The sequence below is a fragment of the Marinobacter sp. G11 genome (genome assembly GCF_021282325.1).
GTDB lineage: Bacteria > Pseudomonadota > Gammaproteobacteria > Pseudomonadales > Oleiphilaceae > Marinobacter > Marinobacter vinifirmus.
Window position 1 is genome coordinate 271,668 of the sequence record NZ_JAJSPB010000001.1, and the last position, 16,827, is coordinate 288,494.

A 16,827-nucleotide genomic window follows, 5' to 3' on the forward strand; every position below is an offset into this window, starting at 1 on the left:
GGCGTCGCGCTCCCTTTCAAATCCGTTTAATTGGCTACCCGTTCCAGAACCCGCATAACTGCACTGCGGGCCCGGACGTTTTCTTCAATTTCCTGCTCATTGGCCTTGCTGGCCTTACCCACCAGGCGAAACCCCGACTGCTCCTGGTCTGCAGTAACCGGGACACCCCGGGGAATTTTCGGCCCCTTGGCCAGGTCTCTCATAAACCGCTTAACCAACCGGTCTTCCAGCGAATGGAAGCTGATGACCACCAACCGGCCACCCGGAGCCAGCCGGTCTACTGCCGATTTCAGTCCGATTTCCAGGTCTTCCAGCTCCCGGTTGATAAAAATCCGGATCGCCTGGAAGGTCCGGGTGGCCGGATGCTTGTGCTTTTCTTTCTTGGGCACAGCTTCTGCCACCAGTTCCGCCAGCTGGCGCGTGGTTTCGATCGCTTCTTCCTGACGGCGGGCCACAACCAGGCGGGCAATACGACGGGAAAAACGTTCCTCGCCGTAACGCCAGATCACGTCTGCAATGTCTTTTTCGTCGGCGGTCGCCAGCCACTGGGATGCGCTGGGTTCCTGCTCCGGGTTCATGCGCATATCCAGCGGACCATTGCGCATAAACGAAAATCCGCGGCTGGCGTCGTCCAGCTGGGGCGACGAGACACCCAGGTCCATCAACACACCATTCACCTGCGCCCACTCTTTACTGGCCAGTGCCTCGTCGAGCTGCGCGAAGGAACCGTGGAACCACGAGAACCGGGCATCATCCGCTGCCAGCTTCCCGGCTACGCGAATTGCCTCGGGATCTTTATCAATACCCAGCAACTGGCCGGACTCGCCCAGTTGCCCGAGAATCAAACGGCTGTGGCCACCACGGCCAAAAGTTGCATCCACATAGCAACCGGCCGGATCGTTGACCAGGTAATCCACGGCCTCGTCGAGCAGTACCGAACGGTGTTTGAAGGCTGCTGCGGATTCCTGCTGGTTATCCGTCATAGCGACAACGCCTCCATTTCCGGCGGCATGTCTTCGTCACCGGACGACTCGTCCAGCCAGGCGAACCAGCGCTCTTCACTCCAGAGCTCCAGCTTTTTGCCCTGACCAATCAGCATCAGCTTTTTCTCCAGGTGTGCGTAACTTCTGAGCGTTGGCGGCACCAGAATACGGCCGGCACTGTCCAGCTCCATGGGCGCCGCATTACCAAGAATCAGGCGCTGGAGCCGGCGGGCGGCTTTATTCATATTCGGCAGCGCTTCAATTTTGGGGCGCAGCTGCTCCCACTCGGGTTCCGGATACAGCAGCAAACAGCGCTCTTCATCAGCATTGGCAGTCAGCACAATACGGCCACCACAAAGCTGCGCGAGCTCCTCGCGCAGCTTTGTCGGGATCGCCAGGCGTCCCTTCGCGTCCATATTGATGGCATGACTGCCAAGAAAGTTGCTCATTTATGCTGAATCCAAGGGTGCGATATCCACAAAAAACCACCGTAAACCACTTTTTCCCACTTCCGCACACTATAGAAACACGCAATACACAATGCAAGCGCCGCAAACGGCACCACATCATGAAAACTCCCTTTAATGACAACGAGTTACGGAGCGAAAAGTTACGAGGATGTTAAAAAAAGGTAAAGAAAAGGAGGAAAAACAAACACCTGCAAATAACTCTGAAGAGCAAACTTCAGGTTTAAGATTTTTTGGCTATAAAGGCCATTTTGTGAGATTGATGAACATCACATTCAGGAAGGGAAAAAAGCGAGCTCGCCGATAAGCCGGGTTCTGTCTTGGACAGTCATTCATCTAGGGCCTGCGTCACCACAGGCCTCAAGCAACCTACCCGAATCCAGCGCGGGCCACGCCAACGGATTCCTATTTGGTCTTGCTCCAGGTGGGGTTTACCATCGCCGTGGACTGTTGCCAGCCACGCGGTGCGCTCTTACCGCACCATTTCACCCTTACCGGCACCCGAAGGCGCTTAGGCGGTTTACTTTCTGTTGCACTTTCCGTCGGCTCGCGCCGCCCAGGCGTTACCTGGCACCTTGCCCTGCGGAGCCCGGACTTTCCTCCCCCGGTAAAACCGGCGGCGACTGTCTGGCGAGCTCGGCGCCGACAATACCTGTGCCGGCACCGCCATGCAAGGCTTTAATCAGGTTTCAGCGCCAGTGCTCGCTGGTAAAGCTCATTCTTGCCCAGCCCGGTCAACTCCGACGCAATCTTCGCCGCCTTCTTTACCGGCAACTCGGCAATCAGCAGCTCCAGCAACTTGTCGGTATCCACCGAAGAGCCAGCATCCTCCGGGCCGGCATCAGCCCCGCGCACCATCACCACAAACTCGCCCTTCGCCCCGTGGGCGTCGGCCTGAAGTTCACCCAGCACGGTTTCCGCACTGCCAGAGTAGAAGGTTTCGAAGGTCTTGGTCAGCTCCCGCCCAAGCACGCACTCCCGACCGGCACCAAACACCTCGACCATATCCTGCATCAGGTCGGAAATCCGGTGGGGAGATTCATAGAACACCAGCGTGGCCGGCTCCTTTCGCAGCTGCTCCAACGCTGCCTGGCGCCCGGCCCGCTTGGCGGGCAAAAATCCGGCAAACAGGAACCGGTCTGTCGGCAAACCGGCAGCCGACAAGCCGGCAATCAGGGCGCAAGGCCCCGGAATGGGCGTTACACGGTAGCCGGCGGCGCGGGCTTCCCGAACCACCACATAGCCGGGGTCGGAAATCAGCGGCGTCCCGGCATCGGAAATCAAGGCCACTTTCTGGCCCTGCCCCAGTACCTCGAGCACCCTCTCCACGCGGCCACGCTCGTTGTGATCGTGCAGCGCCATCATTGGCCTGCTGATACCCAGGTGCTGCAGCAATCGACCACTGTGCCGGGTGTCCTCGGCCGCCACCAGGTCTGCACTTGCCAGCACCTGCCGGGCCCGTTCAGAGAGATCATCAAGGTTACCGATAGGCGTAGCGACAATAGAAAGCACGCCACCGGACTGATCGGGCGAACGCTCTGAACTGGACATAGAAAACTCCGTTAAAGGGGCAACAACTGCCGGGACACCGGCCCGATGACAGTCACGTCATGTGAATTATGCCGGGAGCTGGTAAACTTGCCACCGAAACAGCGGCATCACAAGCCCATTAATCCGGAGACGACCGAGCCTGCCATGATCAGACACTGCAGCCACAAACCGGCTTTCGCCCTGCTAGCCCTCATTCTGCTACTGACCGGCGGTTGCGCCACCGTCAATCTCGACAGCCACATTGCCGAATCCCCGGAACAGGCTCTTGCCATGGCGAGCGATGAAAGCAACCAGATGGTTGCCCAGCGCTACCTGCTGAGAATCGCCAGCCGCTACCAGAACAGCGGCAACCATGAAGACGCCCGCCTTCTGCTACGCAGTGAACAGATGGCCAATCCGGTTCCGGAACTGGAAAACCAGTACCGGCTGCAGGCCATGGCCAGCGCCCTGGAACTGGAAGATACCGACTGGGCCACCGAACTGACGGCCAACAGCAAGGCCGATGACTTCCTGGGCTATCCGAACGAAACCATGGCCCGTGCCGCTACGCTCCAGGCCCGCACCCAGGCCCTCGCCGGCAAGCCTCTGCCGGCGGCACTGACGCTGATCCTGCTGGCCCAGACCGACAGCAGCTCTGACCCGCAACAGCTGCATAACGAAATCTGGAACTACCTGAAAAATGCCTCTTCGGACCAGCTCGGACAGGCCGCAGATAACGCCATGGGCTTTGAAATCGAAGGCTGGCTGGAACTTGCCAACACCCTGCAAGACCCGGACATTGACCTGGATAACCAGGGGCGCCTGATCCGCCAGTGGCAGAATAACTGGCCCGGCCACCCGGCCGCGCAGATGCTTCCGGAAAAACTGGCCCTGCTGGCTGATCTGGCAACATCGCGCCCTGAACACCTGGTACTGGCACTGCCGCTGGACGGGCAACTCGCCACAGCCGGCAAAGCCATCCGTGATGGCTTCCTGGCCGCCTACTACAGCGACGACAGTGCCGACCGCAGCAAGACCGATATCCGCATTGTGGATACCAGCGCCGGCTCTTTCCGGGAACTCTACCAGCAGCTTTCCGAAACCAACGCAGACCTGATCGTCGGCCCCCTGGAAAAAGAAGGACTGGCCGAACTTTCCAGCATGAACACCCTGCCGGTTCCGGTACTGGGGCTGAACTACCTGCCCGGCGATAGCCGCAAACCTGCGGGCCTCTACCAGTTCGGCCTGTCCGCAGAAGACGAAGCGCGCCAGATTGCCGACAAACTCGCCGAAGACAACGTCCGCCAGGTACTCGTGCTGATCCCCCATGGTGAATGGGGCGACCGGGTAGAAGCAGCTCTCAGAACCCGGGCGCAGACCCACGGACTTCGCGCCCTGAATATCGAACGCTTTTTCCCGGAAGACAACTTCAGGCAAGTTACCGCCGACCTGCTCGGCATTACCACCTCGCGCAATCGGGCCATTGCGGTAGAGCGCACCATTGGCCTGAACGTCGAATTTGAGCCACGGCGCCGGCAAGACGCACAGGGTATCGTACTGGTCGCCACACCGACCATTGCCCGCCAGTTCAACCCCCTGTTTGCCTTCTACTATGGCGGCGACCTGCCGGTCTACGCTCCGTCCATCATCTACGGCGGTGAGCCGGACCCGGGCAAGGATCGCGACATTAACAATGTGAACTTTACCGACATCCCCTGGGTCCTGGCGGAAGATAACCCGCTGCGGGAACAGGCGCAGCAATACCTGAGTGGCACCCGCGGCCAGCTGGGCCGCCTGTTCGCCATGGGGGCCGATGCATGGCAACTGAGCAAGCGACTGCCTCTGTTGCAGCAAGTCAGCGACGCCACTATTGACGGCCAGACCGGCGAGCTGAGCATGACCCCGGACGGTGCCATCCACCGCAAACAGCTCTGGGCACGGATCCGTAACGGCCAGCCGGAACTCCTGGAAACACCTGAACAGGAACCGCCGGGCACTGAAGGCGAAACCTTCAACTAAACAGGAAGGCCATGGAAGGCTCAAGACAACGCGGAAATCACTATGAAGGCGTGGCTGCCCGCTACCTGATGAGTCGCGGCGTACGCATCCTCGAGCGCAACGTCTACAACCGTGGTGGCGAGATTGACCTGATCGGCATGGATGACGGCGTGCTGGTATTTTTCGAAGTCCGCTTTCGCAAAACCGACAGCCTGGTCGACCCGGCAAGCTCCATCACCTGGCAAAAGCAGAAACGACTCGTTAAAGCCGCCGCTTTTTACCTGCACCGCCAGGGTCTCTGGGACAGCCCCACTCGCATCGACGTGGTTGGCATATCACCGGGTTCCACCAGCAAATACCGGGTACAATGGATCCGAAACGCAATTCAGGCAGATTGATTCAACAGCATGAACGATACCGAACAGAAGATTAACCAGTGGTTTGCCAGCCACATGGAGCAAACAGCCCAGGCCGCCAGCCACGCAGCCCCGGCCATCGAACAGGTGGCGGACGCCTTTGTAAATACCCTGTTGCAGGATGGCAAGATTGTCGCCTGCGCCAACGGCAACGCCAACGTGGTGGCCCAGTATTTCTGCACCGCTCTGCTATCACGCTTTGACCAGGAGCGCCCGGCCCTTCCCGCGATAAACCTGGGGGCGGATGCCACCACCTACTCTGCCATCTGCCGGGATAACCGGTTCAACGACACCTTCTCCAGGCAGGTAAGAGCCGTCGGCAAACCCGGAGACCTGCTGTTTGTGGTGGTCGATGACGGCCACAAAGCCAACCTGATCCAGGCCATCCAGGCGGCCCATGACCGGGAAATGAGCGTGGTTGTACTCAGCGCCCGGGAAAAATCCGATATTTCCTCCCTGATGCACCCGGAAGACCATGAAATCGCCTTGAACGACCTGGCGCCCCATGAAGCCATGCCCCTGCTCCTGGTGATCATCAACGCCCTGTGCGACCTGATCGACCATAAGCTTTTCGGCGGCTAAGAAAAAAGCCGGATGTCTCCATCCGGCTTTTCGCATCATTGCACAACCATCTTCAGGCTTACTTGACCACCTTCAGTGTAGGCCGGCCACTCGGGCGCTCATCTGCCCGCCTGGACTGGCCCGCATCATCGTTACCCTCAGGATCAGGAGAGCCGGGTTCGCTGCCGAACACCATTCCCTCGCCGTTTTCCTTGGCATAGATGGCCATGACCGCCTGCAGCGGAATAAACACCTGCATGGGTACACCGCCAAAGCGGGCGCTGAACTCCAGCGCGCCGTTTCCGATCACCAGGCCCCGAACTGCACCGGGGCTGATGTTCAGAACGATCTGGCCGTTGGCCACATGCTCGGTAGGCACCTGAACACCCTGCACACCCGCATCAACCACAATGTAGGGCGTGCAGTCGTTATCCAGAATCCACTCATTCAACGACCGGACCAGATAAGGCCGGCTGGATGTCATGGCAATACTCATATCCGACACTCAACCACTCCTGCCCCGGCTCCGGGGGCTGACAATCAGCTGCGAATATCTTCTTCCAGGTCAGAAAGGCTGGCCTTGAAACCTTCCCGGGCGAAGATGCTGTCCATGTATTTCTGAAGAGGCTTGGCCTGCTTCTCGTTCATCTCGATGCCCAGCGCCGGCAGGCGCCAAAGGATCGGAGCGATACAGCAATCCACGATAGTGAACTCTTCGGACAGGAAGAACGGCATCTCGGCGAACAACGGGCCGGTAGCCAGCAGGCTTTCTTTCAGCTCTTTGCGGGCTGCGTCAGCCGCCTTGCCGGTGGGCTGCGCCAGGATCTGATCCACCAGCCTGCACCAGTCTTTCTGGATGCGGTGAATCATCAGCCGGCTGTTAGCCCGGGCGACCGGATACACAGGAAGCAGCGGCGGATGCGGGAAACGCTCGTCCAGGTATTCCATCATGATATTCGGCTCGTACAGAACCAGGTCACGATCCACCAGGGTCGGCAAGGCGTTGTACGGATTCAGGTCTGCCAGCTCAGCCGGCGGGTTATCCGGATCCACATCCACAATGTCAACGGTAACACCCTTCTCGGCCAGGACAATACGCACGCGATGGCTGTAATGACTGGCTGGATCTGAAAAGAATGTCATTGATGACCGCTTGGTCACAACGCCCATATAGCTACCTCACGATTCTACAAACCGAAACAATCCAGAAAACGCAAAAACCAGCGGACCCGACTGGGCCCGCTGGAATTCAGGATCCGGGATTATACCCTAAATCTTAATGTACGTCTTTCCAGTACTCGCGGTTAAGCAGGTACGCGAAGATGAAGAAGATCACCACAAAGATCAGGACAAAAATCCCCAACCGCTCGCGCTCTACTTTTACCGGGTCACCCATGTAAGACATGAAGTTGGTCAGGTCCCACATAGCCTGGTCGAATTCAGCACCGGACATGCTGCCTTCGATGGCGTACTCGGGGCAGACATCACCATTGTTGATGTTGCCACTGAGCGGCTCTACCGAGGCGCCTACACCGATGTTCGGCTTGACCGCACACAGACCCTGCAGGTCAACCATTACGTGGGGCATGCCCACCAGGTCGAACACTGCGTTGTTCACGCCCAGCGGACGGGTCTCGTCCTTGTAGAAGCCACGCAGGTAGGAATATACCCAGGACTCGCCACGCACACGGGTTTCCAGCGTCAGGTCGGGTGGCGGAGCACCGAACCAGTCAGCAGCCATGTCCTTGTTCATGGAGTTCTTCATCAGTTCACCGATCTTGGCACCGGTGAAAATCAGGTTCTCCTCGAACAACTGGGCAGGGATCTCCAGGTCATCCGACACGCGCTTGTAGCGGGCGTACTCCATGGAGTGGCAACCCATGCAGTAGTTGGTGAACAGTGCCGCACCACGCTGCAGGGATTCCTTGTTGGTATGATCCGGCTCCATCGGGTCAAGAGGAACCGCGACACCAGCTGCCAGGCCGATGGCCGGCAGGATGGCGAAAACGAGACCAAAAATAAGCTTTCTCATCATCCTGTCACCCTTTCTGGAACTGGCTTGGTTTTCTCCATGCGTGTGTAGAACGGCATGAGGATAAAGTACAGGAAGTACAGGGCGGTCAGAATCTGCGCAGCCGTAGTACGACCTTCCGTTGCCGGAACAATACCCAGGTAGCCAAGGATGATGAAGCTCACCGCAAAGATAGCCAGTGCGATTTTGCTCAACCAGCCCTTGTAGCGAATAGAGCGAACCGGGCTTCTGTCGAGCCATGGCAGCACGAACAGGATAGCGATGGCCGCACCCATTACTACAACACCCCAGAACTTCGCATCCAGGCCGAACAGGTCAACCGTGACCGCACGCAGCATGGCGTAGAACGGTGTGAAGTACCATACCGGCGCAATGTGCGCAGGCGTCTTCAGGTTGTTAGCCGGCTCGAAGTTCGGCTTCTCGAGGAACAGGCCGCCCATTTCCGGGAAGAAGAACACAACAATGAAGAAGATGAAGAAGAATACCGCCACACCCAGCAGGTCATGCACGGTGTAGTACGGGTGGAACGGGATACCGTCTTTCGGAATACCGTTTTCGTCCTTGTTCTTCTTGATCTCGATACCGTCAGGGTTGTTGGAACCAACTTCGTGCAGCGCCAGGATGTGCAGGACAACCAGGCCCAGCAGGACGATCGGCAGGGCAACCACGTGCAGTGCGAAGAAGCGGTTCAGGGTAATACCGGAGATCAGGTAGTCACCACGAATCCACAGAGACAGGTCTTCACCGATAACCGGGATGGCACCAAACAGGTTAACGATAACCTGGGCACCCCAGTAGGACATCTGACCCCAGGGCAGCAGGTAGCCCATGAAGGCTTCAGCCATCAGCACCAGGTAGATCAGCATACCGAAGATCCAGATCAGCTCGCGCGGCTTCTGGTACGAGCCGTACATCAGTCCCCGGAACATATGCAGGTAGACCACCACGAAGAACGCAGAGGCACCGGTTGAGTGCAGGTAGCGCAACAGCCAGCCCCACTCCACATCACGCATGATGTATTCAACGGAAGCGAAGGCGCCTTCCGCAGACGGGTTGTAGCTCATGGTCAGCCAGATACCGGTAACCAGCTGGTTAACCAGTACGAGCATGGCCAGGGAACCGAAGAAGTACCACATGTTGAAGTTCTTCGGCGCATAGTACTTCGCCAGGTGTTTGTTCCAGGCGTCGACAACCGGCAGACGCTCATCTACCCAATTCAGAAGTTTCTGCATCACGCTGCCTCCGGATCAAGACCAACGGTCATGGTCGTGTCGCTGTCATACCGGTAAGGCGGAACCTCCAGGTTCAGAGGAGCCGGCTGCCCGGAGAATACCCGGCCCGACAAATCGAACTTGGAACCGTGACACGGACAGAACAGGCCGCCCAGCCACTCGTCGCCCAGATCCGCCGGAGCCACTTCCGGACGGTAGGTCGGCACACAGCCCAGGTGAGTACAGATTCCCACAAGCACAATAAACTCCGGCTTCAGGGAGCGCGTAGACCCACTGATATACTCCGGCTGCTGGCTGGTTGCTGTAGACTCGGGATCTTTCAATCGTGGACTGAGTTTCTCGATATTCTCGAGCATCTCAGGGGTACGCCGGATAATCCACACCGGCTTTCCGCGCCACTCCACGGTGATCTGCTGGCCTGGTTCAATCTTGTCGATGTTGACGGTTACCGGTGCACCCGCTGCTTCCGCTTTCGCACTGGGATTCCAGGACGCTACGAAAGGAACGGCTGCACCGACGACGCCGACACCACCTACCACAGACGTGGCACCGATCAGAAATCGGCGCCGGCCTTGGCTCACGTCGCCATTACTCATTATGGTTTTCTCCCATCAGGCGAGGCACAGATGCGGAAAACCCGACTCTGCGCTTCGAAAAGGACTTCACAACCCGAAAATGTAAGCGCTGAAATGGTAATGAAATTACCCACCGCTTACAAGCCGGAATGGCGGCTGGCCTGCCTTATCCCTGCGCCAGATCAAAAATATTTCCGTCAGCCGGGCATAAAAAAACCCGGCCATAAGACCGGGTTTTCCATCGGCAGGAACTGCCAATTAACGCTTGGAGTACTGCGGACGCTTACGCGCTTTACGCAGACCCACTTTCTTACGCTCAACCTTACGTGCATCACGGGTGACATAACCCGCTTTGCGCAGGGACGGGCGCAGAGTTTCGTCGTATTCCATCAGGGCGCGGGTCAGGCCGTGGCGAATTGCGCCAGCCTGGCCACTGATACCACCACCCTTAACAGTGATAGTGATATCGAAACGATCTTCAGACTCGGCAACCACCAGCGGCTGACGAACGATCATCCGAAGAGTTTCACGACCGAAGAAATCTTCGATGGTGCGACCGTTGATAGAGATGTTACCGCTACCCGGCTTGATAAAGACGCGAGCCGTGGATGATTTGCGGCGACCAGTACCGTAATTTTGTGCTACAGACATATTCGCCTTCCGTTAGATGTCGAGTTCTTTGGGCTGCTGGGCGGCATGAGCATGCTCAGCGCCTGCGTACACTTTCAGCTTCTTGAACATGGCACGGCCGAGCGGGCCTTTCGGAAGCATGCCTTTTACGGCCTTCTGAATGATTTGCTCGGGAGCCTTGTCAACCAGCTTCTCGAAGTTGATGGATTTGATTCCACCCGGAAAGCCGGTATGGCTGTAATACATCTTTGCTGATGCCTTTTTGCCGGTAACCTTCACCTGGCTGGCATTGATAACAATGATGTAGTCGCCAGTGTCCACGTGAGGGGTATACTCAGGCTTATGCTTGCCCCGCAGACGAAGGGCGATTTCGGTTGACAGACGACCCAGCGTCTTGCCGGCTGCGTCTACAACGTACCAGTCACGTTTTACTGTTTCTGGTTTCGCACTCAGAGTCTTCATTGATTCCGCCTTGAACGCTATATAAGAAACGTTAAAAACCACCACCGGTAAATGCAAGGCATCCGGAGGAGGTTCATACCTGTATGTTGACGTTGACACCATTCGGGGCTGAGATAGTGACATCGCCTTGAAAAGCCAGGGCGCGAAGTATACTCGAACCCACCAGGAATGCCAACCCTGCCTATCTGTGTTTCGTTAAACCCCTATCACGATGGAGCAAGGACGCTTTCCGAACGCCCGTAAAGGCGACTCACATTCGCCAGCAACACTTCCGCCAGGGCCTCCGCATCCTGCCCCCGCAACCGGGCCAGGCAATCCAGTATCGCCGGTAAGCAAGCCGGGCTATTCATTCCTTTCTCAACGCCGGCCGGCGCCATATCCGGCGCGTCGGTTTCCAGCACCAGGGCTTCTGCCGGCAGCCGGGCTATGGCATCCCGGGTTTTCCGGGCCCGGTCGTGGGTAATCACACCCCCGACGCCGATATAACACCCCAGGTCCACCAACTTACTGGCCTGCTGGTAACTGCCAGAGAAACCGTGCACCAGCGCCCTGCCCTGCCATCGCTCAGCCCGCAGGGCAGCATGGACCTGGTCGTGGGCTTTCACCGAGTGGATCACCAGGGGATAGTCGGGCCGGGTGGCCAGCTGTATCTGGGCGCGAAACCAGGGCAGCTGTTTTTCAAAGCTACCCTTCAGGCCGTCCAGCCCGCATTCACCCACGCCAATACAGCCAACGGGGTGACTGTCCAACCGTTGCCCGAGCAACTCGAGGTCAGCCTCTGTGTGTTCTTCCACAAACCACGGATGAATACCCAGGCAATACCAGATCCCGCGCGCCGGGTTCGCCAACGCCTGAACACGATCCCAGTCGGCCCTGCGCACCCCCGGCACCACCAGGGCCCTGACCCCGCCCTTTGCGGCTGCGGCCAGCTCCTGCTCCCGAACCCCGTCGAAACGCGGAAAGTCGAAATGGCAATGGGCATCTACCAGCCTCATGGTCACCTCAGCTTCGGGAGCGATGGGCTCAATGCTCCCGGGTTTTGTGGAACTCGACGTCCGGGTACCGCTCCTGGGCCAGGTTCAGGTTCACCATGGTCGGCGCGATGTAGGCAAGGCGGTCGGCGCCGTCCAGGGCCACGTTGTCCTGGTTCTTGCGCTGGAACTCGTCCAGTTTGCGGTCGTCAGAGCAGGTCACCCACCGGGCTGTCGCCACATTAATCGGTTCGTAAATAGCCTCAACCTTGTACTCGCTCTTCAGGCGGGCTACCACCACATCAAACTGCAGCACACCAACGGCCCCAACGATCAGGTCGTTGTTACGCATCGGCCGGAACACCTGTACGGCACCCTCTTCCGACAGCTGGATCAAACCTTTCTGCAGCTGCTTGGCCTTAAGCGGATCCTTCAGGCGAATCCGACGGAACAGTTCCGGCGCAAAGTTCGGAATGCCGGTAAACTTCATGTCTTCGCCGGCGGTGAAGGTATCACCCAGCTGGATGGTGCCGTGGTTGTGCAGGCCGATGATATCGCCGGCAAAGGCTTCTTCGGCATGCTCCCGGTCGCCGGCCATAAACGTCAGCGCATCGGAGAACCTTACCTCCTTACCGATGCGCACATGGCGGGCTTTCATACCCTGATTGTAGCTGCCGGAAACAATGCGAACGAAGGCAATGCGATCGCGATGCTGCGGGTCCATGTTGGCCTGGATCTTGAACACGAAGCCGGAGAAACCGTCTTCCGTGGGCTGAACCACTCTCTGATCGGTCTCACGGGGTTGCGGGGTCGGTGCCCACTCCACCAGGCCGTCCAGCATGTGGTCCACACCAAAGTTACCCAGCGCCGTACCGAAAAAGACCGGGGTCAGTTCACCGGCCAGGAATGCTTCCTGGTCGAACTCGTGGGAAGCACCTTTCACCAGTTCGATCTCGTCCCGCAGGTCACTGGCATAGCTTCCGATGGCCTCATCCAGTTCCGGACTATCCAGCCCTTTGATAATGCGCTTTTCCTGAATCGTGTGACCCTGGCCAGACTGGTACAGAATCACCTCGTCACGCAGCAGGTGGTAAACGCCCTTGAAGCCTTTGCCCATGCCGATCGGCCAGGTGATCGGCGCGCAGGCGATTTTCAGAACGTCTTCCACCTCGTCCATCAGCTCGATCGGATCCCGGGTATCCCGGTCCAGCTTGTTCATGAACGTGAGGATAGGCGTATCACGCAGCCGGGTAACTTCCATCAGCTTGATGGTCCGTTCCTCTACGCCCTTGGCACTGTCGATAACCATCAGGCAGGAGTCTACGGCGGTCAGCGTCCGGTAAGTGTCCTCAGAGAAGTCTTCGTGGCCCGGGGTGTCCAGCAGGTTCACCAGCTTGCCACCGTAGGGAAACTGCATCACCGAGGTGGTTACCGAGATGCCCCGCTCCTTCTCCATCTCCATCCAGTCAGACTTGGCATGCTGGCCGGATTTTTTACCCTTTACGGTACCTGCTTTCTGGAGAGCCTGGCCGAACAGCAGGACTTTCTCGGTAATGGTGGTTTTACCGGCGTCCGGGTGCGAGATAATCGCGAAGGTGCGGCGCTTGGCCACTTCCTGGGAAAGGTTAGACATAGAAATCGGAAACCTGAATGGTATGGTTGAAAAACGAGCTATTATACGGGCCAGAGTGGGCTCAGGTGAACCGTAAAGCCATGACTCGGGCATCTTCACGGCCGGGACCGTCGGGATAGTAGCCTCGCCGGCGGCCTATTTCCCTGAAACCTTCACCGGCATAGAGTTCTATCGCCGCCCGGTTGCTGTCCCGCACTTCCAGGATCATGCAGACCATGCCGTCTTTGACGGATTCTGCCAGCGCGTGCTGCAGTAACTGGCGCCCGGCGCCCTGACCGCGCAATTGCGGATGAACACAAATATTCAGCAAATGGGCTTCATCGAACAGGTAGTTGATCACGGCAAACCCCAGAACCCGGTGATCCTGCTCCAGGGCCCAGAGCCGGTAGCCGTCTTTGAAGCAGTCCCGGAAAATACCTTCTGACCACGGGTGCGAATGCCCGAGGCGCTCCAGCTCCATCACCTGTGCCATGTCTTCTGACGCCAGTGTTCGTATCACTGCGCTGTCAGGGCGAAGAAGGACTGATGGTTTACCCACGGCAGTGCTCAGGCTTTCAGGGGCTTGATCAGGTGCCACAACTTGCGCTTGCGCTCCGGATCGGTGGCAAGGGTGGCCAGGGACGTCTCGAAAACAACCTCCGGCTCCCGCCCCAGTGCCTGGTTATACCAGTCGCCCACTTTCCCCAGGACAACAACCTTCTGCCCGGACAGGCCTCCGAACAGCGCTTCAAGGGCCACAGCAAGGTGTTCAGCGCCATTGAGGCTCACCTTGAGGTTATTGAACAAGGGCCAGTGCAAGGAATCAGAAGCCTTGCAGGCATCCTCGCCAAGGCTGCGAAGAATATTTCGGGCGAGGGTTTCCTGCAGCGCCAGACTGGAGTCTTCAGACAATTCGGCAATCAGGGTAACCCGCCGTCCGGTCCAGGCCTTGAGATTAAGCCGTGGCACATCCTCAGCGACCGTGACCGGCTCTGCTGGCACAGGTTCAGGCTCAATAGCCTCTACCCCGGGGGCTGGCGCCTCAGCCGGGCTGACAGGCGACTCTGCGCCCACGCTCGCCGGGGCCTTCGCTGACGGCTCCATCAAGCTTTGCAGGCGGGCAATCTTGTCCCGGTTAAGGGAAGCCTGCTCCGGGTCTGCACGTCGTGCACGCGGAGCAGCCGGAATAACCGGGACTTCAGGCACAGCAACCGCTTCCGGCTCCTGCACCCCGAAATCGTAATCGGGACTTGGCGCAGCACCGGGAAGGGGATCGCGGGCATACCACATGCGTATGCCCGACATGCCCAGATAGAACTGGCGCTCGGCTTCGGTCTGAATCACATCAGTCTCCGATGGACCTGAATAGCGCACTCATACCCGATTCAGACATCCGCCACCTGGGGATGCTGCCGGATACCGCCTGCGGCAATGAGGTTCAGGGCTTCGATGTAGGCCTTGGCAGAGGCGATAATGATATCGGTATCGGAACCCACACCATTAACGATTCGACCACCCCGCTCAAGGCGCACGGTCACCTCCCCCTGGGCATCGGTACCGCTGGTAATGTTGTTGACCGAATACAGCTGTAGGTTACAGCCAGAATCCACTAGGGACTCGATCGCCTTGAAGGTGGCATCCACGGGACCGCTACCTTCCGCCTCGACCGTGTGTTCATCGCCATCTACGGTAAGGGTAAGCTTTGCCTTGGGCACTACGCCGGTCTCGGAGCAAACCTGCATGCATACCAGCCCGTAGCGACCGATCTCTTCTTTCTGCTTGGTGTCGCTGGCAATTGCCTGAAGATCTTCATCGAAGATCTCGTGCTTGAGGTCGGCCAGCGCCTTGAACCGGGTGAACGCTTCGTTCAGTTCGGTTTCGGTCTCGAACTGGATACCCAGCTCAAGCAAGCGGGTACGGAAAGCATTGCGGCCCGAGTGCTTGCCCAGCACCAGGCTGTTGGTGTGCCAGCCTACGTCCTGGGCACGCATGATCTCGTAGGTCTCGCGATGCTTGAGCACGCCGTCCTGGTGAATACCGGACTCATGGGCAAAGGCATTCGCACCCACAATTGCCTTGTTCGGCTGAACCGGGAAACCGGTAATGGTGGATACCAGGCGAGACGCCGGAACAATGTGCTGGGCATCAATCCGGGTGTCGATATGGAACAGATCCTGCCGGGTACGTACCGCCATCACGATTTCTTCCAGCGAGGCGTTACCGGCACGCTCGCCCAGACCGTTGATGGTGCACTCAACCTGGCGTGCACCGCTACTGACCGCTGCCAGGGAGTTGGCTACGGCAAGCCCCAGGTCGTTATGGCAGTGCACCGAGAAAATAGCTTTATCGGCGTTAGGGATACGATTGAGCAACTGGCGAATGGTTTCACCAAACTGTTCCGGAATGGCATAGCCAACGGTGTCCGGAATGTTGATGGTGGTTGCACCGGCATCGATGGCCGCTTCAATAATACGACACAGGAAGTCCAGCTCGGAACGCCCGGCGTCTTCGCAGGAGAACTCCACATCATCCACATGGCTACGGGCACGCTTTACTGCCCGTACCGCCTGCTCTACCACTTCGTCTGGCTGCATTTGCAGTTTGTGCTGCATATGGATAGGCGAGGTTGCGATAAAGGTATGGATACGACCACTGGCTGCGGGCCGGATAGCCTCTGCTGCCCGATCAATGTCTTTATCGAGGGCACGGGCCAGACTGCAAACGGTGGAATCCTTGATGGTCTCAGCAATGGCCTTCACCGCCTCGAAGTCACCCTGGCTGGCAATCGCGAAACCCGCTTCGATCACATCCACCCGGAGCTTTTCCAGCACCTTGGCAATACGAAGCTTTTCGTTCTTGTTCATGGTGGCGCCGGGGCTTTGCTCGCCATCCCGGAGAGTGGTATCGAAAATGACCAGATGATCGCTTGCCGCCATCGAAGGGCTCCCGTCAGAAACTTGGATGTGGTTGATGGGAGGCAGTATATCACTTCTCCCGGGCCTGAAATGAAAAAACCCCCGGCAGCAACGCTGTCGGGGGTTTTGGTATTAAGAGCCTGACGATGACCTACTCTCACATGGGCGAACCACACTACCATCGGCGCTGGTCTGTTTCACGTCTGAGTTCGGGATGGGATCAGGTGGTTCCAGACCGCTATGGTCGTCAGGCAAAACGGATGATCACTGGGAAGGACGAGATAAAACGTGATATCGATTTCTTAAGCTTTCGCTCTGCGTTATCCGCAATTGTCTTGGGTGTTATATAGTCAAGCCGCACGAGCAATTAGTACTGGTTAGCTCAACGCCTCGCAGCGCTTACACACCCAGCCTATCAACGTCCTGGTCTTGAACGGCTCTTC

At 58.0% G+C, this 16,827-nt stretch carries 18 protein-coding genes, 2 rRNA genes and 1 other RNA gene; 3 read left to right on the top strand and 18 right to left on the bottom strand.

Features of this window, described 5'->3' with window-relative positions:
• Positions 1 to 26: 26 nt before the first annotated feature.
• From rsmH to rsmI, 4 genes are all read right to left on the bottom strand, one after another.
• Positions 27 to 983, bottom strand: coding sequence for a 16S rRNA (cytosine(1402)-N(4))-methyltransferase RsmH (gene rsmH / locus LWH94_RS01260; protein WP_232900897.1), 957 nt, complete (start codon positions 981 to 983; stop codon positions 27 to 29).
• Positions 980 to 1,432 carry a division/cell wall cluster transcriptional repressor MraZ gene (gene mraZ, locus LWH94_RS01265; RefSeq protein ID WP_058340417.1) on the bottom strand — a complete coding sequence of 151 codons (453 nt, stop codon included), beginning with the start codon at positions 1,430 to 1,432 and terminating at the stop codon, positions 980 to 982. The genes rsmH and mraZ overlap by 4 nt, the downstream gene beginning before the upstream one ends.
• Positions 1,433 to 1,738: 306 nt before the next feature.
• Positions 1,739 to 2,089: RNase P RNA component class A (gene rnpB, locus LWH94_RS01270), an RNA gene on the bottom strand.
• Positions 2,090 to 2,128: 39 nt separating this feature from the next.
• Positions 2,129 to 3,001 carry a 16S rRNA (cytidine(1402)-2'-O)-methyltransferase gene (gene rsmI, locus LWH94_RS01275; RefSeq protein ID WP_232900899.1) on the bottom strand — a complete coding sequence of 291 codons (873 nt, stop codon included), beginning with the start codon at positions 2,999 to 3,001 and terminating at the stop codon, positions 2,129 to 2,131.
• A gap of 144 nt (positions 3,002 to 3,145) precedes the next feature.
• Between rsmI and LWH94_RS01280 the strand changes: the two genes are divergently transcribed.
• Genes LWH94_RS01280 through LWH94_RS01290 form a run of 3 tightly spaced genes read left to right on the top strand, consistent with a single transcriptional unit; the run spans position 3,146 to position 5,976 of the window.
• Complete coding sequence (locus tag LWH94_RS01280) at positions 3,146 to 4,999, top strand: penicillin-binding protein activator (protein WP_232900901.1); 1,854 nt, start codon at positions 3,146 to 3,148, stop codon at positions 4,997 to 4,999.
• Between the two features lie 11 nt (positions 5,000 to 5,010).
• A complete protein-coding gene (locus LWH94_RS01285) occupies positions 5,011 to 5,376 on the top strand; it encodes a YraN family protein (RefSeq protein ID WP_199457466.1) in 366 nt (121 codons plus the stop codon).
• A gap of 9 nt (positions 5,377 to 5,385) precedes the next feature.
• Positions 5,386 to 5,976, top strand: a complete 591-nt coding sequence (locus LWH94_RS01290; RefSeq protein ID WP_232900902.1) for an SIS domain-containing protein — start codon at positions 5,386 to 5,388, stop codon at positions 5,974 to 5,976.
• A 58-nt stretch (positions 5,977 to 6,034) separates the two neighbouring features.
• On the opposite strand, the gene LWH94_RS01295 is transcribed toward LWH94_RS01290, so the two are convergent.
• From LWH94_RS01295 to LWH94_RS01360, 14 genes are all read right to left on the bottom strand, one after another.
• On the bottom strand, positions 6,035 to 6,439 hold the full coding sequence (locus LWH94_RS01295; RefSeq protein WP_227498303.1) for a ClpXP protease specificity-enhancing factor: 405 nt from the start codon (positions 6,437 to 6,439) through the stop codon (positions 6,035 to 6,037).
• A 56-nt stretch (positions 6,440 to 6,495) separates the two neighbouring features.
• Positions 6,496 to 7,125 carry a glutathione S-transferase N-terminal domain-containing protein gene (locus tag LWH94_RS01300; protein ID WP_022988669.1) on the bottom strand — a complete coding sequence of 210 codons (630 nt, stop codon included), beginning with the start codon at positions 7,123 to 7,125 and terminating at the stop codon, positions 6,496 to 6,498.
• Positions 7,126 to 7,231: 106 nt separating this feature from the next.
• Positions 7,232 to 7,987: a cytochrome c1 gene (locus tag LWH94_RS01305; protein WP_232900920.1), complete on the bottom strand. Its 756-nt coding sequence runs from the start codon at positions 7,985 to 7,987 to the stop codon at positions 7,232 to 7,234.
• Positions 7,987 to 9,219, bottom strand: a complete 1,233-nt coding sequence (locus LWH94_RS01310) for a cytochrome b (RefSeq protein WP_022988667.1) — start codon at positions 9,217 to 9,219, stop codon at positions 7,987 to 7,989. Before LWH94_RS01310 ends, LWH94_RS01305 begins: the two co-directional genes overlap by 1 nt.
• On the bottom strand, positions 9,219 to 9,815 hold the full coding sequence (gene petA / locus LWH94_RS01315; protein WP_094624566.1) for a ubiquinol-cytochrome c reductase iron-sulfur subunit: 597 nt from the start codon (positions 9,813 to 9,815) through the stop codon (positions 9,219 to 9,221). Before petA ends, LWH94_RS01310 begins: the two co-directional genes overlap by 1 nt.
• Before the next feature lie 237 nt (positions 9,816 to 10,052).
• The gene (gene rpsI, locus LWH94_RS01320; protein WP_022988665.1) at positions 10,053 to 10,445 is read right to left on the bottom strand and encodes a 30S ribosomal protein S9; all 393 of its coding nucleotides are present in this window, start codon (positions 10,443 to 10,445) and stop codon (positions 10,053 to 10,055) included.
• A 12-nt stretch (positions 10,446 to 10,457) separates the two neighbouring features.
• Positions 10,458 to 10,886: a 50S ribosomal protein L13 gene (gene rplM, locus LWH94_RS01325; RefSeq protein ID WP_022988664.1), complete on the bottom strand. Its 429-nt coding sequence runs from the start codon at positions 10,884 to 10,886 to the stop codon at positions 10,458 to 10,460.
• Positions 10,887 to 11,092: 206 nt separating this feature from the next.
• Positions 11,093 to 11,881, bottom strand: coding sequence for a TatD family hydrolase (locus tag LWH94_RS01330; RefSeq protein ID WP_232900903.1), 789 nt, complete (start codon positions 11,879 to 11,881; stop codon positions 11,093 to 11,095).
• A 28-nt stretch (positions 11,882 to 11,909) separates the two neighbouring features.
• Complete coding sequence (prfC, locus tag LWH94_RS01335; protein WP_058340425.1) at positions 11,910 to 13,490, bottom strand: peptide chain release factor 3; 1,581 nt, start codon at positions 13,488 to 13,490, stop codon at positions 11,910 to 11,912.
• 61 nt (positions 13,491 to 13,551) lie between these two features.
• The gene (rimI, locus tag LWH94_RS01340) at positions 13,552 to 13,989 is read right to left on the bottom strand and encodes a ribosomal protein S18-alanine N-acetyltransferase (RefSeq protein WP_232900904.1); all 438 of its coding nucleotides are present in this window, start codon (positions 13,987 to 13,989) and stop codon (positions 13,552 to 13,554) included.
• Positions 13,990 to 14,036: 47 nt separating this feature from the next.
• Positions 14,037 to 14,813: a hypothetical protein gene (locus tag LWH94_RS01345; protein WP_232900905.1), complete on the bottom strand. Its 777-nt coding sequence runs from the start codon at positions 14,811 to 14,813 to the stop codon at positions 14,037 to 14,039.
• A 41-nt stretch (positions 14,814 to 14,854) separates the two neighbouring features.
• Positions 14,855 to 16,405 (bottom strand): 2-isopropylmalate synthase, encoded by a 1,551-nt coding sequence (locus tag LWH94_RS01350; RefSeq protein ID WP_232900907.1) that lies wholly within the window; start codon positions 16,403 to 16,405, stop codon positions 14,855 to 14,857.
• Positions 16,406 to 16,522: 117 nt separating this feature from the next.
• Positions 16,523 to 16,636 (bottom strand): 5S ribosomal RNA (rrf, locus tag LWH94_RS01355).
• A 94-nt stretch (positions 16,637 to 16,730) separates the two neighbouring features.
• Positions 16,731 to 16,827: ribosomal RNA gene (locus tag LWH94_RS01360) — 23S ribosomal RNA — on the bottom strand; the annotation flags it as partial.

Coding starts and splice junctions, on each gene's coding strand:
- rsmH (WP_232900897.1), bottom strand. CDS start 983: ATGACGGATAACCAGCAGGAATCCGCAGCAGCCTTCAAACACCGTTCG.
- mraZ (WP_058340417.1), bottom strand. CDS start 1,432: ATGAGCAACTTTCTTGGCAGTCATGCCATCAATATGGACGCGAAGGGA.
- rsmI (WP_232900899.1), bottom strand. CDS start 3,001: ATGTCCAGTTCAGAGCGTTCGCCCGATCAGTCCGGTGGCGTGCTTTCT.
- LWH94_RS01280 (WP_232900901.1), top strand. CDS start 3,146: ATGATCAGACACTGCAGCCACAAACCGGCTTTCGCCCTGCTAGCCCTC.
- LWH94_RS01285 (WP_199457466.1), top strand. CDS start 5,011: ATGGAAGGCTCAAGACAACGCGGAAATCACTATGAAGGCGTGGCTGCC.
- LWH94_RS01290 (WP_232900902.1), top strand. CDS start 5,386: ATGAACGATACCGAACAGAAGATTAACCAGTGGTTTGCCAGCCACATG.
- LWH94_RS01295 (WP_227498303.1), bottom strand. CDS start 6,439: ATGACATCCAGCCGGCCTTATCTGGTCCGGTCGTTGAATGAGTGGATT.
- LWH94_RS01300 (WP_022988669.1), bottom strand. CDS start 7,125: ATGGGCGTTGTGACCAAGCGGTCATCAATGACATTCTTTTCAGATCCA.
- LWH94_RS01305 (WP_232900920.1), bottom strand. CDS start 7,987: ATGAGAAAGCTTATTTTTGGTCTCGTTTTCGCCATCCTGCCGGCCATC.
- LWH94_RS01310 (WP_022988667.1), bottom strand. CDS start 9,219: ATGCAGAAACTTCTGAATTGGGTAGATGAGCGTCTGCCGGTTGTCGAC.
- petA (WP_094624566.1), bottom strand. CDS start 9,815: ATGAGTAATGGCGACGTGAGCCAAGGCCGGCGCCGATTTCTGATCGGT.
- rpsI (WP_022988665.1), bottom strand. CDS start 10,445: ATGTCTGTAGCACAAAATTACGGTACTGGTCGCCGCAAATCATCCACG.
- rplM (WP_022988664.1), bottom strand. CDS start 10,886: ATGAAGACTCTGAGTGCGAAACCAGAAACAGTAAAACGTGACTGGTAC.
- LWH94_RS01330 (WP_232900903.1), bottom strand. CDS start 11,881: ATGAGGCTGGTAGATGCCCATTGCCATTTCGACTTTCCGCGTTTCGAC.
- prfC (WP_058340425.1), bottom strand. CDS start 13,490: ATGTCTAACCTTTCCCAGGAAGTGGCCAAGCGCCGCACCTTCGCGATT.
- LWH94_RS01350 (WP_232900907.1), bottom strand. CDS start 16,405: ATGGCGGCAAGCGATCATCTGGTCATTTTCGATACCACTCTCCGGGAT.